This is a genomic window from Bacillus salacetis, from assembly GCF_003581585.1.
GTDB lineage: Bacteria > Bacillota > Bacilli > Bacillales > Bacillaceae_B > Rossellomorea > Rossellomorea salacetis.
On the sequence record NZ_QXIR01000017.1, the window covers coordinates 77,089 to 91,758 of the forward strand.

9 protein-coding genes and 1 pseudogene are annotated in these 14,670 nt (G+C 43.4%); 1 reads left to right on the forward strand and 9 read right to left on the reverse strand.

What is annotated here, in order from left to right; genetic code table 11:
- Nucleotides 1-55: 55 nt before the first annotated feature.
- The 8 genes and pseudogenes from D3H55_RS13260 to D3H55_RS13295 form a co-directional block, all read right to left on the reverse strand.
- Nucleotides 56-196 carry a hypothetical protein gene (locus tag D3H55_RS13260; protein WP_168413078.1) on the reverse strand — a complete coding sequence of 47 codons (141 nt, stop codon included), beginning with the start codon at nt 194-196 and terminating at the stop codon, nt 56-58.
- 300 nt (nt 197-496) lie between these two features.
- The gene (locus D3H55_RS13265; protein WP_240628572.1) at nt 497-676 is read right to left on the reverse strand and encodes a hypothetical protein; all 180 of its coding nucleotides are present in this window, start codon (nt 674-676) and stop codon (nt 497-499) included.
- Between the two features lie 59 nt (nt 677-735).
- On the reverse strand, nt 736-1,269 hold the full coding sequence (locus tag D3H55_RS13270; protein WP_119547395.1) for a hypothetical protein: 534 nt from the start codon (nt 1,267-1,269) through the stop codon (nt 736-738).
- Nucleotides 1,270-1,381: 112 nt separating this feature from the next.
- Nucleotides 1,382-2,650: a DUF2399 domain-containing protein gene (locus D3H55_RS13275; protein WP_168413079.1), complete on the reverse strand. Its 1,269-nt coding sequence runs from the start codon at nt 2,648-2,650 to the stop codon at nt 1,382-1,384.
- Nucleotides 2,637-6,752: a TIGR02680 family protein gene (locus D3H55_RS13280; RefSeq protein WP_119547425.1), complete on the reverse strand. Its 4,116-nt coding sequence runs from the start codon at nt 6,750-6,752 to the stop codon at nt 2,637-2,639. Before D3H55_RS13280 ends, D3H55_RS13275 begins: the two co-directional genes overlap by 14 nt.
- Nucleotides 6,745-7,917: a TIGR02678 family protein gene (locus tag D3H55_RS13285; RefSeq protein ID WP_119547399.1), complete on the reverse strand. Its 1,173-nt coding sequence runs from the start codon at nt 7,915-7,917 to the stop codon at nt 6,745-6,747. Before D3H55_RS13285 ends, D3H55_RS13280 begins: the two co-directional genes overlap by 8 nt.
- A pseudogene (locus D3H55_RS13290) lies at nt 7,895-9,411 on the reverse strand (TIGR02677 family protein). The gene D3H55_RS13285 and the pseudogene D3H55_RS13290 overlap by 23 nt, the downstream one beginning before the upstream one ends.
- A 208-nt stretch (nt 9,412-9,619) precedes the next feature.
- Nucleotides 9,620-10,012, reverse strand: coding sequence for a hypothetical protein (locus D3H55_RS13295; RefSeq protein ID WP_119547401.1), 393 nt, complete (start codon nt 10,010-10,012; stop codon nt 9,620-9,622).
- A 94-nt stretch (nt 10,013-10,106) separates the two neighbouring features.
- Between D3H55_RS13295 and D3H55_RS13300 the strand changes: the two genes are divergently transcribed.
- Nucleotides 10,107-13,256, forward strand: a complete 3,150-nt coding sequence (locus tag D3H55_RS13300; RefSeq protein ID WP_119547403.1) for a DEAD/DEAH box helicase — start codon at nt 10,107-10,109, stop codon at nt 13,254-13,256.
- A 464-nt stretch (nt 13,257-13,720) separates the two neighbouring features.
- Here the strand turns inward: D3H55_RS13300 and D3H55_RS13305 are convergent, their stop codons facing one another.
- Nucleotides 13,721-14,623, reverse strand: coding sequence for a hypothetical protein (locus D3H55_RS13305; protein ID WP_119547405.1), 903 nt, complete (start codon nt 14,621-14,623; stop codon nt 13,721-13,723).
- Nucleotides 14,624-14,670: the final 47 nt, after the last annotated feature.

A 14,670-nucleotide genomic window follows, 5' to 3' on the forward strand; every position in this document is an offset into this window, starting at 1 on the left:
GTTTTTCACTTTTTTCTTCAGCATGGGAACCTCCTCTGTTCAAGTGCGCCAATTATCATTTAGCTATTTGTAGAAAAGCATCAAGATTTTTATTTAATTCTATATTCGTATCTTTAACCCACGGCTTACCACTAGGTCTATCATGCTTAAAATGCACCATTGTAACTTTTCTTTTATTAAATACTTCCGGTTCCAATTCTAAAATGAAACCATGGGGACAGTTTCCTTGGCACATTCGAATCAACGTACCTGCCCCCCTTGACTATGTTTTGTAAGGCTAACCGGGGACGGTTCTCGTCCCCTCTCTACCTGGATACCTTAGCCGTAGACTAATGATTCGCATCTCCCAATGTCATTGGTACCTACTTACTCACTTTATCTGATATAAGCCCGTTATTTTGAAACGCAAAAGGAAGCAAGAGATACGCGACACAGTAAGGCATTTCAAAACAGTTATGCTATCAAAATAAAAAGCCCCTAATCATTTAGGGACTTCTTAGTATACAAGAAACGGCTTCATTTCTTCTTCCGTTAAATCTTTTGGTTCTACTCCATGCTCTTTACAATAGTTGTCCAACGCTCTTATTTTCACTTCAGGGGAATCTTTGGAAGCCGGGAATGCAAATACACCATCTGGAAAAGCGTTATCAAATCTTTCGATATCTCTTCTGCGCATAATATCACCCCTGGTTCTAGTATGCCCAGCTGGAGTTCTTTTAATAATATACCTTGATTTCAATTTGATCCCTGCCACCATAATACACCTCCCGGAAAATATTGTTCGACAAGTTTTGAAGCTGCAGCGTTATCAAACATAAAATGCTGCCCAAATGTCTGTTTAGCTCCCATACTAAAGTAAAAGAGGTATTTACTGCTTTTGGATGTAAGACCTACATACCCGTCAAACCCTTTATCTAAGCTATACCAACATGCAAAAGCTATGAGAACTCTTCCGACATTAATATGTGACCGCTCTAGGTTTGGTACACCCTTTATAAATTTCTTGTTTTGGGGAGCAGATTCAATTATATCTACATCTACACAAAGGAAGTCTTCATCAGGGTTTTCTTTCAAGGCAATAAGACCTTCTACAAAATCGGGATTATTGTTTGTAACTAACCCGAATACCCTAAACTCATGCGATATCGGGTGAAGCCAATTAAATTCCCAGCCAAAATCGGCAAGGTATCTATTACCCTTTATTTCTTCTTTTCCCACTTCTCGAAAATAGTAAACAACTGGCTTGTTTGTAGCTGCATCTAATAGCATAGCTCAAATCACTTTCTTTTGATTGTTATTCTATTTTAACATAAAAAGGATAATCTATGCTGATCGGTATGTAAAATTCTGAAAAATCTAAATAAAAATCACTATGGTAATGCTACTCCCGCTTCAAATCTTCTAGCATCACCTCCACCAATGCTTCCTGATAACCAGCTCTTTTCTCCCGTTGGATGCCTTCAGCAACTTTGTTCAAACCAGGATGGCGAAGCTTTTTCAATTGACTTAACCTTTTGTCAGATATTATTTCTTCTGACCTCCCCTCAAGATACGATTTTTCATCCATTCTCCATAATTGAACAGCTTCCGGAAACCTGCCTACTAATCGGTCCGCGATGAGCATCCCTTCAGGATCTAGATCGCCCGAATAGTAAATCGTAACTTCTGATGATGCAAGTAGTTCAATCAGTCGCCAGCCGGCAATCCGCACCTGCCCATGTGTACAGATAACCGGAGCAGTGGGAGCAAGATCCATCAATGTGGAGGCCACGCTCGAGTTCTCAACTACCCAAACTGCATTTCCTCGATATGGATAGACCTTATCCACCTTAATCAACTCTTTTAAAGGTAGATTCAAGACCGTTCCCGTTTCTTGTGCAGCCATCCAGACAGGATGAAGTCCTTGATCCGTCTCAGCCAATATGTTTTGACATGTAATAAAGCTCCATAAATCATCTCGTAGAAGCCCATAGAATCCAAGGAGATCGTTTTCTTCTTCTGATGTTTTGCTAAAACTGATCTCGCCTTCCTCCTTGTTTTTCTGGTCAACCGTTAATAAATGAAGCAGCATTTTACCCAGTATCGCATTTCGATCGAACGCATGTGGATTGCCCGTTACCTTTTGAGCAAATAAGGGAATTCGTATGAACATATGTTCTTTCCTTATAAACCCCCACGCTTTTTCAAGGTGTTCCAAATAATAAGACAATCTAGCAGAGTCTTCCTTATACACACTCCAAATCCATCTGGTGTCTGCTGACTTGGAAGAAACCCAATCAATGTACCAATCAATCTGCGGAAATTTCACTCTCGCGTCCCTCAAGAACTCCATTTCTCGTTCTTGCTCTTGCATAAGAAGATCCCTGTTTGCTACAAATGTCTCTTCGAAATAGTCTTCAAGGAACGAAAGCAACGAATCATACTGATACCTTGTACGGTTTAACGATTTTTCAAACCTTAACAGGGTAATGGATTGTTTCCCGCGTAATTCTTCTACGGGCAACCCTGTCAGTCCTGAGATGACTTTCAACTCCTCAACTGAAAATGATTTCAGGCTGACCGTCCCCCCAATCCGTCCGAGGGACTCATATCTTTTCCTGAACAGGAGAAACAGCTTCTGAAAAGCAGTCTCCCCCTTAAGTAAGCTCAAGTCGTTCATAGATATCTTCCTCTTCCTGTTGAACTGATTTCCTCTGAATCCCATCCCATTCATAGCGCATGACCGTTACGAAGTCAGCATTTTTAGGACGCAGCAGATCAGCGATTGAAAGGGATGGCACTGTATCATAATCCCCCCACAACGCCTGGGAATTCATAATATAGTTGAAGCCCAGTTGCTCGATGACTTCGAACATGTCCCTGATATTGTTTTCATCCACTCCTGCAAAGGCCTCGTCCAAAGAGATGATATAAGGTGCGAAATCTCCTGCTTCCTTATATCGTGAATATGCAGCCGTGAATAGCGGGATATACATGGCCATGGCCTTCTCTCCACCTGAGAATTGGAAAAACGCATTATTTGTTAACTCACGCTTGACTCCTTCGTTCTCTCGCTTATAAGAAAGGACAAAGGTGAACCATTTTCGATAATCCAATACTTCTTTCAAAACCTGATGAAGAGTGGATCCTTCATTCCTGAGAGTGATCAATTCTTTGGCTTTCGCGATCCTGGATTGGAAGTGCCGAGTGATTTTGCTTAAATCATCTTCGTGAAGATGTTTGCTGTCACGTTCGAGCAAGCTGACAAGTTCCACCGTATCCATCTCTTCTTCCGATTCCGCCGTCTGTGCTTTCCACGCAATTGAGAAGATCAGTCCCGAGGAATTGTCGCGTGCCGCCATGATCTTATCCATTTGACGAACCCATTTGGCAGCCCGTTTAATCCGGCTCCTGAGAATCGTTCCGATATGATTCAGCATAATATCCTCGTACAGCTTCCGGTCCTGTTCATCCAGGTTACGATCTTGTTCTTCATATGTTTTTGTCAGGATATCAGCAAGATAATAAGGATTGACCTGACTGCCATTATAAGAGAAACGAATCATACGGCGATCCTTTAGAGAGCTGTACTCTTTCAGGAAGGGTTCAAATCGCTCATCCTGCTCCTCATTCATCCACTGGGGCCTCTCTCTGTCCTCGGTGTAACTCCCCATCCTGTACTCCGATAGCATCTGTGATTCTTCAAAAAATGCCTTGGACAGCTGCTCTAATAGTTTTGGTTTTTCATAAGAGGTAAGCATATCCCCGTATGCTGATAGAATGTGATCCGCATCTGGAGCATCGACTTCCACAAACTGATGATTGATCTCCTCTGTGACGTGCTGTTTCCACAGATCACGCATCTTCGTCCAGAATTCCATGTCCGCAGCGTGCGCCTCCAACTTCTCATTCACCCGTTTTGCATCATTTGTTTTTTCCGGAATGGTCTTTTGAAGCATCTTCAGTTGCCGCTTCACTTCTTCATATCTGCCTTGAACACGTCTGATTTCACGCCTGATTTCCTCCACTCCTTTTAATGCCAGCTGCTGTTCGATGGATTCAATTTCCCGAAGCAATTTATCCCTGTCACTCTGCTCCACATTAATGTCACCTTTCAAATCATCCAGCTCTTCTTCTATTTCATGAAGGAATGAGGCTAAGTCTTGGATCCGTTGCCGGCTTACTTGCAATTGAACAAGCGCATTTTCAAAATTGTTCAGATCCCCATCATATTCCTTCATCAAACGTATTGCCTGCGTCACGCTCTCTGTGTCCAGCTCAAACGAGAAACGGCTGCTGTAATCGTACAGCTGTTGCTTCAGCCGGCTTAGGGCCACTTGAACCCCTTTCCACTGGTGATCAGTTTGGTCCAGGAGTGCCTGTTGAACTTTCCGGTTCTGTTCCAGCTGTTCATACTCCTTATGCACGTCACGGAGCAGCTTATCAGATGGAATCGATTGCTGCCATTCTTTCACGTCCTCCAGGATCTGTGATAACCGGGAGATCTCCATCATCACTTCGTCCCGTTCTTCGTTCAGGTCCGCAAGATCAGTCACAAGAAGCGCGATCTGCTCCTTTAAATGACGTTTTCTTGATGCCCTTCCAATGAATTTGGATGGGCCTTCTTCCGGGGCATGACCTTTCAAGATCCCCATCATGTAAGAACCATCTGGATCGATCACGAATGCCCCGGCTGTCTCTTCTAATGGAATGGAACGAAGGACATCATCCACCTTTTGCAGGGAAACAGCTGAGTCATCTTCGACATCCGGTATCAGATAGTCAGCAAGGGTCTGCGTCATAAGCAGCGGCTCTGGCACCAGTATCGAATCTTCGGAGGGGGTGATCTCGTCCGCTGTAATGAGGCTGTCGAGGATCCCCGTCTGTTGAAGAACCGCTTCGATCCGGGATTTTTCCCCTTCCGTCACACCTTCCTGAAACTCCACCGCTTCATAAAATGGAACCGCCCCAACCCCTTTCCCCTTCAGTTCTTCACGGTGCAGGGAAGTTCCCTCAGAGCGGTCGGGCTCGATCATTTTTTGCTGCTTCAATTGCGTCATCTGCCTGTTCTTCTCTTCAATGGCATCGCCCAATCGCTTAAGATGATTTCTCTTTTCTACCATTTGAGTCCGTATCTCTTCCCGGTACTCATCCAGACTTTCGAGCAGGATCCCTTTCACTTGATCATAGGAACACTCTTCGTAAAGCCCCTGTACAGACCGAGCAAGATGTTGTCGCTGACCATCCGTAAATAAGAGCTTGTCATGCTCACCGATCCAAGTGAAAATGGCAGATTCCAATTTCTGCTGTTCTTCCGTAAACCACTCTTCAGTATGGTTCATTTGCTGCAGAATCTCATCCACCTTCTGCTTCTTCTCCGACGATTCCCGTTCAAGTTCACGGTATCTCTCCAGCTGCCGCGTTCGATCTTCAAGGAGCTTCATGGCTTCTGAAAGGACCTCCTGATGAGCCCCCGTTTCTTTCTTCCAGACGGTGAAATCGTACACACCTTCTTCCATCCGTTCGAAATCGGCTTGATTGACGCTGTGAGCTGAAAAATCACATTCCTCTGCCAATTCATTCATATCATCCAGTAATTCTTCGACCTTATTTTTTGCTTTCCATTCACGGTCCTCCAAGGACTCCAGCTCTGCCTTCTTTTTCACATAATCATTGTGCTTTCTGTCTCTTTTCTCTTCCAGGCGATTGACCGCGTCTGTTTTCCGCAAAGACTCTTTCTCTAGATCTTTCTTCTTCGCTTCAAGTGACCATACTTCATGGCGGTTCAGCTGATCTTTTTGTTTTTCAAGAAGATCCTGCTCATTCGACAAGCTCTCTTCTTTGACCTCAAGGTCTGAAATTTCCACTTTCAAATCTGCTTTGTTTTGCTGAAGTTCTTTGACCGCTTCTTCTTTCTGTATAACCTTCTTATGGGATGATTGCCACTTTTCCGCTTGTTCAGCAAGTATATAACGGTTATAGCGATCGTACACCCGGAGCACTTTATTAATTGATTCCTTTTGCACCGCCAAGCGCTCAAGCTCCTGTTGCGCCTGATCCATGTGATCGATACTATCGGATAAATAACGGATTTCATCATCCGTCAATGGCGGCAAGGCCGATTCCAGGATTTCATAAATCACCGTCGGTTTGAAATCTTTTGAAAGCTTGGGGCTTCTCAATTGAATCAATAATTTGATCAGGTCCTCATAGGCTTCCGTTGATTGGAAGCCGAAGATGTGGCGATTCACTAGCTCCATGTACTCCCTCTGGGACTGGACGACCTCTCCGCCTGTCCCAATCCGATTCTTCAGTTCCTTTTCAGACATGGGAATCTGTTCACCCGAATGCTTTAGGGTGAGGGAAAAATCAAAGCCGATCCTCCGATTATCTGTGATGACGAAATACCATGATTTCATCTGCTTATTCCTCTTTGCCTGCATTCCGATTCCGGTTGTCATATACTGCCCTGTACTTTTCTTCACATATTCCATAAACAGATATCCCGTACGCTCATCACGATCGACAATCCCTTTTTCGCCTAGAAGATAGTCTTCCATCCGTCTCGCCTTTGAACCAAATGGATCCAACCTGTCCGGGGACTTCCTCCCATCCAGCAGCACGGGAAGAAAACTCTGCATCGTAACAGACTTACCCGATCCATTGGCTCCACGAAGCAGCAGCTTCCCGTCTTTAAAGTTAAAGGTCTCTTCATCGTAATACCAGAAATTCACGAGACCGGCGCGGTTCAGTTGCCATTGCTCATTACTCACTCTCATCATCCTTTCCAGTAAAATCATCCGGATATTTCCCCGCAAGGATCCCAAATAAAGGCTTGAAATAAATCATCGCATCACTCTCATCCGTCTCGACCATCATCCAGCTTTTCATCGAAGAGAGGCACTCCTTCCTGATCGTCTCAACCGTAGCTTCCCGGAAATATTTCGACCAACCGGACCCATTCTGTTCTCTCAACTCTATGATCAACTGATCGAAGTCCCCAGTCGTCAACAGTAAATCACCGGATTCCAGGGGCGTGAATGAAGAACGCCTTTCATATAGTAGATACGAAAGCTGCAATAATACATCGGTCACGGCTTTATTATCCGGAAAATACTCATACTTGTAATGAGGTTCCTGTAAAGACAGAAATGCCGTATTCTTGAACAGCCGAAGGCGGTAATGGCTGTGTTTCTCAATGTCTTCCATCATACGGTTCCGAAAGTTCCGGATATAAATAAAATCAGGATCGCTGCTTGATTTTCTATGTACGCCAGGAGAAAAGAACAATTGGCGGTAGACGCGCTTTCTCCGCTCATCTTCCTGCTGAAACTTCCAATCTTCCTGAAGAAGATCCTGCCAGCAGGTAAACTGAGTCAAATCTTCCGGAAATGACCGAATGAAATATTTACTGTAAACCGTTGTTTCATACAGCACCTCATGTTCTTCGTCGGTATCAAACTTCTGAATATTCCCGTCCACCGTACTGATCAGCTGAAGGTCTGCCATTGTTTTAATCGTACGGATAAGGGACTTCCGGTGAGTATACACCGTCCAATCGATCCCTTCGTCCCCCTCATAGTCATGTCTGATTTCCTCTGCCAGTTCCGACAACAGAAACTGTTCACCGACAGACTTTTCCTCAAGAAATGCCATGGCATAACAGAACAACGCGTAATCTCGCTGCTCTTGAAACGATGATATGCCCATCCATGCCTCAGGCTCGACCGGAATTTTTTCAAGCTTAATAAAATGCTGATGGACGATTAACAAGAGGCCGAATTTGTCATCAAGATACCGTCTCAATACCTTCTCACGTTCCCGGATCAACTGATACTCCTGTGGATTCTCACTTCTCAATATCCAGAACTCATTCAGCAGGAGTTCCAATCCTTCAATCGCTTTGTCATCGAATTCAACCGTCTGTATCTCTTCCAACCGATAGCCCCCCTTTCATTTCTAATGTCACATCAGGCATCTTTAACACTCCGTCTTCCGCTTGCAGGATCACCATTCGATCACGATGGACCTGAACCTGAACCGTGAACCCATAATCCGTTTTAATGGTCTGTTTCTTGGTGGCCATTGCTTTACCGATCCAGCTGAGAATCACCTTCCGGACAAAAGGCTCCACTACATCAAGCTCAGAAATAATCATTTTGTCATCTGTAAACAGATTTTCGATGATAGTGCGCTCCTGTTCCTTTTCAGCAAGATGTTCCCGCATCAATGCCTTTTTCTTTTCCTCATTCGATACCATCGCCCCGGCTTCGTTTTTTCCTTATAAGATCTGATCCTTGGTTTGATAGGCAGGATGATCGGTTCTTCCTCCCAAATATCACTGTGAATATTTTCTGTCGTATCTTCTTCGATTTTCAGATGCCTGATCGTCATGGAACCGAAAACGACCGCTGATAATTGATGGGCATCTTCCATCGAACGGCTCCCGCTGAAGAGCCCAGCAAGATGAAGATAATCTTTCTTACGGCTTTGATGACTGTGATGCCGTTCGCTCATCCGCTGCACATAACGAGTGATCCGTCTGATCATTTCATTCGTCTGAAGCTGCAGCATCTCGAGCTCGCTCGATTGGCTGTCGCTCCCGAGAAACCATGACCTCATCACTCGCCAGAAATCGTGGAACTCCTGATACCAATCCATCACCGTCTCTTCCCAGATTTCCTCTAGCCTGGGAATTTGCCTCCTATGATCAGCAAGCTTATCAAAGAAAGGAGCCACAACCTGCTGATCCATCCGTTCCAGCACATCCGAAATCTGAAAGGATGTTTTCTGCAAGGACACAATAAAGTCCCTCAGATAAGTGGTGAATTGATTTTTATACACCAAGAACGCCTCACTCTGCATTCGCTGATCCGTTTGTTCACTGTTGATATACGCAATATAATCAGCCGTGCTCGTCCGAATCGTCCGAAAATATTGTAAGAGGTCTTCCCATAGGAGCATATACGTCTCAGAAGATTCCGATAGTCCCTTTTTCAACTCATGATCCAATTTGTTCACGGATTCAAGCAGCCTGTCAAACTGTGACTTCTCTAGAGAACCACCGAAACTCTCCCCGCTCTTCTTCTCAAGCGTCGACACCATTCTCTCGATCTCAATCGTATAAGGCGTCGACTGATAGCGAAACCGCTTCTTCTTATACTCCTCGATCGTCTTCGCATTTGTCATATCCTGCCGGGCATTCAGATTCTTCCACTTCACCAGCTGAGCAAGCTGGACAAGAAGCTGCTCCTCTTCATAATGCTCGTAATGAGGGAGATCTCTCATGTATTCCAGCACCTCTTCTGGTGAAATAAAATCCCGCATCCGTTCATGCTGTAAATAAAAGTATCGTAGAATCGTTCGGTATTCAGCCGCATTCTCAGCAGTTAAATAACTCGCTTCGATAAGTTTTTTCATTGGTCCTTGCATATTTATGCACCTCTTTTCATGGCTATCATACTTCACTCATTTTATGTATATGGAATAATTATACCAGTTAAGGGAGCCAGAGGGACAGGTACAGTGGCTCTATATGGAGGGAAAGATAGTAAGAGATAAGATAAGTACATTTTCCAGGAAGGATCATTATAAGGATACAAAAAAAGAGCGATTCATTCAGATAATCCCTGATCGCTCTTCACTGATCCTTCTTAAGCTCATCAACCTTCCCCATGTCAGTTACCTCTCTGAGCATAGGAAAATTCAAATCAAAGGTATCTTTCGAATATCTTTTATCCTTCAAACTCTCTATAACAGATTGTGGAACACGGCCACTCTCCAACAGTCTTACTAAATCGGTTCTCGCAATTTCCCCTACCTTCTTCTCACTATCCGGCTCTGCTTCCACCGCCACCGTTACAGCTGCCTCTTTTTCCGCCACGTTGTATTCCTCATACTTACGGACTTTCCGGCTTAACTGTTTCAGCAGCCTCTTCTTTTCCTCTATCTTTTCTTCCAGCTCCAATAGTTCTTTCTGTCTTAGACTGATGGTTGTTTCAAGGTTTGAGAGTTCTAAGAGTTTCTTAATCATTGGGACCTCCTCTATTCACAAGCACGATTCCTTTTATATCTATGTTATTATGATTATACCAAATAAAACCATATATTAGGAAAGGATCCCCATCATGCTTAAACAAGGAATCTATGAAGAAATCATTACGAAAAAGCTTCAGGACGAGCTGTCTGGTTCGGACTTGGATTTTGATATCGGCAAGACCCCTCTGGATGTGGAGGAAGCGCGGAAAGTCCTTTCTTCTTACATCAGTTCGGTGACGAGGAATGCTCTGAAATCTGTTCGCGATGAGGAGCGGAATGATCAGCAGGCTCTCCTGAGACAGATTGAGACCTGCAATGACATCATCACGATTCTAAGCCAGCGACTGGACCGCCAGGAATTTGAACGACTGAAGATTGCCGAAGAAGGCGAGGTCCTGACACATATCTACTCCAAGATGAACTCCATCCGAAGCATCGGTAATCAGGAAGTCATCCGTCCCGTTACACCCATCTCTGAGAGCTCCTTATTCACCGGCTCCAGCTACGAGCCGAACATGCTAGGTGAACTGAAGAAGGAAATCGTCTCCTCTGATTCTATCGATATGCTTGTGTCCTTCATCAAGTGGAGCGGGCTGCGGATCATTTTAGAAGAATTGAAGACATTCACGGAGGGTGGCGGCAGGCTGCGGGTCATCACAACCTCCTACATGGAGGCGACGGATTATAAGGCGATCCAGGAGCTGAGCAAGCTTCCCACCACCGAAATCCAGATTTCTTATGATGTACAGCGGACAAGACTGCATGCCAAGGCCTATCTTTTTAAAAGAGAGACCGGCTTCAGCACAGCTTATATCGGCTCCTCCAACCTCTCCAATCCTGCTCTGACGTCGGGGCTCGAGTGGAATGTGAAGGTAACCGAGAAGGATTCCTTTGATGTGCTCAAAAAATGTGAGGCCACCTTTGAAAGCTATTGGAACGACAAGGAATTCAAAGTTTTTAACGGAGAAAATGAGGAAGACAACCTGACCCTTAAGCTGGCTTTGGAAAAAAGCAAAGTCGCTGAGGAATCGGTTCAGTATCTCTTTGACATCCAGCCTTACTACTATCAAAAAGAGATTCTCGAAAAGCTGCAGGCAGAACGGGAAGTTCATCATCGTTATAAAAATCTGCTGGTTGCAGCAACCGGTGTCGGAAAAACCGTCATCTCTGCTTTCGACTACAAACGCTTCCGGAAGGCAAACGGCGGCAAAGCAAAGTTGCTTTTTGTTGCTCACCGGGAGGAAATTTTAAAACAAAGTCTGAACACTTTCCGTGCGATCTTACGTGAACCGAACTTCGGGGACATGCTTGTTGGAACACACCAGCCATCCTCTCTCGATCACTTATTTGTCAGCATTCACAGCTTTAACAGCAAGGAGCTTCATCAACATACCGAGAGCGGCTACTACGATTTCATCATCGTCGATGAGTTTCACCATGCGGCCGCTGACTCTTATCAAAAGCTGCTGAACCATTATCAGCCGGGGATTCTCCTGGGACTGACCGCTACCCCTGAGAGAATGGATGGAAAAAGTGTTCTTTCTTATTTTGATGACCACATCGCAGCCGAAATGCGGTTAACCGAAGCGGTCAATCAAAAGCTGTTAAGTCCTTTTCAATACTTCTGTGTCACCGATACCGTCGATCTCTCCAACCTGAAATGGTCCCGAGGCGGTTATGATACCAAGCAACTGGAAAATGTCTATACGTCCAATCACCTCAGAAGCTCGCAGATCGCCCAAAGCGTCCAGAAGTATGTCACGGATATCAGCGATGTAAAAGGACTGGGCTTCTGCGTGTCGATTGCCCATGCGCAGTACATGGCCGATTTCTTCAACAAATCCGGCATCCCTTCCATCGCATTACATGGAGGAACCGACCGTAAATCCCGTCAAGAAGCTCAGCAGTTGCTCGTCTCGGGAGAAATCAAAGTCATCTTCGTCGTCGACTTATACAATGAAGGAATCGACATCCCGGAAATCAACACCGTGCTGTTCCTGCGGCCAACAGAAAGTTTAACCGTCTTCCTGCAGCAGCTCGGACGCGGCCTTCGCCTATCAGAAGACAAGGAATGCCTGACTGTCCTGGATTTCGTCGGACAAGCACACCGCAACTATTCGTACGAAGAAAAACTGAGAGCCCTGATCGGCAAATCAAAGCACTCCGTCCAGTACTATGTCGAAAACGGATTCTTCAACCTGCCAAAAGGCTGCTTCGTTCAACTGGAAAAACAAGCGAAGGAATACATCCTGCGGAATATCAAAGCCGGCGCCAACACCAAAGCAAACCTTGTAGCCAAACTAAAAACCTTTGAGCACGATACAGGGAAACCTGTTACCTTGAAAACTTTCCTGGAGCACTATCACCTGGATCTCTATGACTTTTACGGAGGAAATAAAAATAGAAGCTTTTCCCGCTTGCTAGTGGAAGCGGGACTTGCAGAAGATTTCACCTATGAAGGAGAACAGTGGCTTACAAGCCGCCTGCCGAACCTCTTTCATCTCAACTCAAGAAAACTGCTGGCGTTTTTAAAAGACTACATGGAAACGGAAGAAGTGAATGGGAAAGAAGAAGAACTAATGCTGAACATGTTCTATTACTCCTTTTATCAAGCCCATCCTGAAAAAGAAGGACTCTCTTCCATTAAGGAAGGCATTGAAAAAGTGTCCGAGCATCCTGCGTTCAAAGAGGAGATCAAACAAATTGTAGAGGTTCTCTATGACTCTCTAGAAACGATTGAATTGAAGCCGAACTTCGCCTTCCCTTGCCCGCTCCAAGTCCACAGCCGCTACTCAACAGCACAAGTACTGGCTGGATTTGACTACAACAATGAAGAGCAAAGTCCGGCATTCCGGGAAGGAGTCAAATACTTCAAGGACAAGAACCTGGATATCTTCTTCATCACGCTGAACAAATCGGAAAAAGACTTCTCGCCATCAACACTTTACGAGGACTATGCCATAAACGAAAAACTATTCCACTGGCAAACCCAAAGTAAAGTCAGCGAAGAAAGCCCAACCGGACAGCGGTACATCCACCACCGCCAGACCGGAAACAAGATCGCCCTGTTTGTTAGAGAATACAAAAAAGAGAAAGGCAGCATTCCTTCACCTTTCGTCTTTCTTGGGACAGCCAATTATATTAAGCACTCAGGAAACAAACCGATGAGTTTTGTTTGGGAACTTGAGGAGGAAATGCCTTCTTATTTGGTGCCTCGGGCTAATAAGAATATACTTTAATTAAACTGGATTTCACCTAATACCTAAACTTAATTTAATGACCAAGGAAACATTTCCTTGGTCATTTTTTATGGGAACCAATACTACGATTAACTTCTACATTTGGATTGTTATTATCCTCAATAACATTTATCTGTAGTTAGTTTTAAATTAATTCACCAAATTTAAACATTGACATATTACATAATCCGGAAGACTCACTTCAGTATCTATAAATATTTTTTATGAAAACTCAGTAAAAAAGTTAGCACATTTCAGATAACTCTTCTCAAGCTTTTTATAAACCTCTTCCTCCAAATCACCCTTCAGCCGGTCCACCATCGGTACTAAGCAAATTAAAATCCCCCCCCATATCTTCATTGATATTCTCCCCAGTATCCGACCAGCCTTCTTATTCATTTTCCGTTAATAATCCTCCAGCAGCCCGTATAATGAGGCTTCTTTGAATGCATAAGATATCTAATCTATAGAATAAATTTGAACCTTACCTTATTTATATCTTCTACTGTTTCATACTTTGTTAAAAAGCTGCTATATCGTAAACTTCCCTTTCTCTTCCTTTTATAATTTATTATGATTTTATGTATGCGTTTCCTAAGTATTGCTTCCGCATACCCTAACTCAAAAGGCATCCATTTTGAAAATCTTGAATTTTTACTGTCAATATATAAGAAGTTATCAGAAATCTCTAAGGCATGTAATATTTCATCAGTGATTTCTACATTAGATAGTTCTCTAAAAAAATTATTCTGTTCAAAAAACCTTTCCAATTCCTCAATAGTCTCTTTATCCTCTTTGCTTATTAATTCTAAAAATAGATTTATAATCTTTTGAGTTGCTCTTTGATAATTTAGATGATAGTCATCTAACCAATCTACATAAGTTGACAGCCCCGACTCATACAGTAATAGAAGTTTAATCCCTAATACCTCTCTGGCATCAATACTACTATGTGAAAGGAAAACATTATACTTTTCTTGTTTTAGATATTTCTTCATTTTAAATATTAGCATCATAATCAACCGGGAACGAAACACAAATTTCACCTGGTGTACGAGATCAATATTATTCTTATCATATATACCTAATTCTTTACTTACTTTTTCAAGCACATCTTTTTCATTTCTATTTTCTGATAGGTTTAATACCTGTTCCGTTGATACTTCCCCAATCCTCATTATGGAATTCAAAATATTTATTGAATAAGTTGAATCAACTTCTGAAAACTCGTGTGGGTTTTCAATATTTATTATGTACCTTGAATTTCCATCTAATTCAGATGCCTTATTATTAAAAACTTTCTTTAAATCTTCAATGTATGAATCTAAATAATTTGTTAAACTCTTTTCAATATCATTAACACGCAATATTATTAGCCCTCCGTAACATGTTTTTTTAGAGTATGTAAATCCAT

Coding starts and splice junctions, on each gene's coding strand:
- D3H55_RS13300 (WP_119547403.1), top strand. CDS start 10,107: ATGCTTAAACAAGGAATCTATGAAGAAATCATTACGAAAAAGCTTCAG.
- D3H55_RS13295 (WP_119547401.1), bottom strand. CDS start 10,012: ATGATTAAGAAACTCTTAGAACTCTCAAACCTTGAAACAACCATCAGT.
- D3H55_RS13265 (WP_240628572.1), bottom strand. CDS start 676: ATGCGCAGAAGAGATATCGAAAGATTTGATAACGCTTTTCCAGATGGT.
- D3H55_RS13270 (WP_119547395.1), bottom strand. CDS start 1,269: ATGCTATTAGATGCAGCTACAAACAAGCCAGTTGTTTACTATTTTCGA.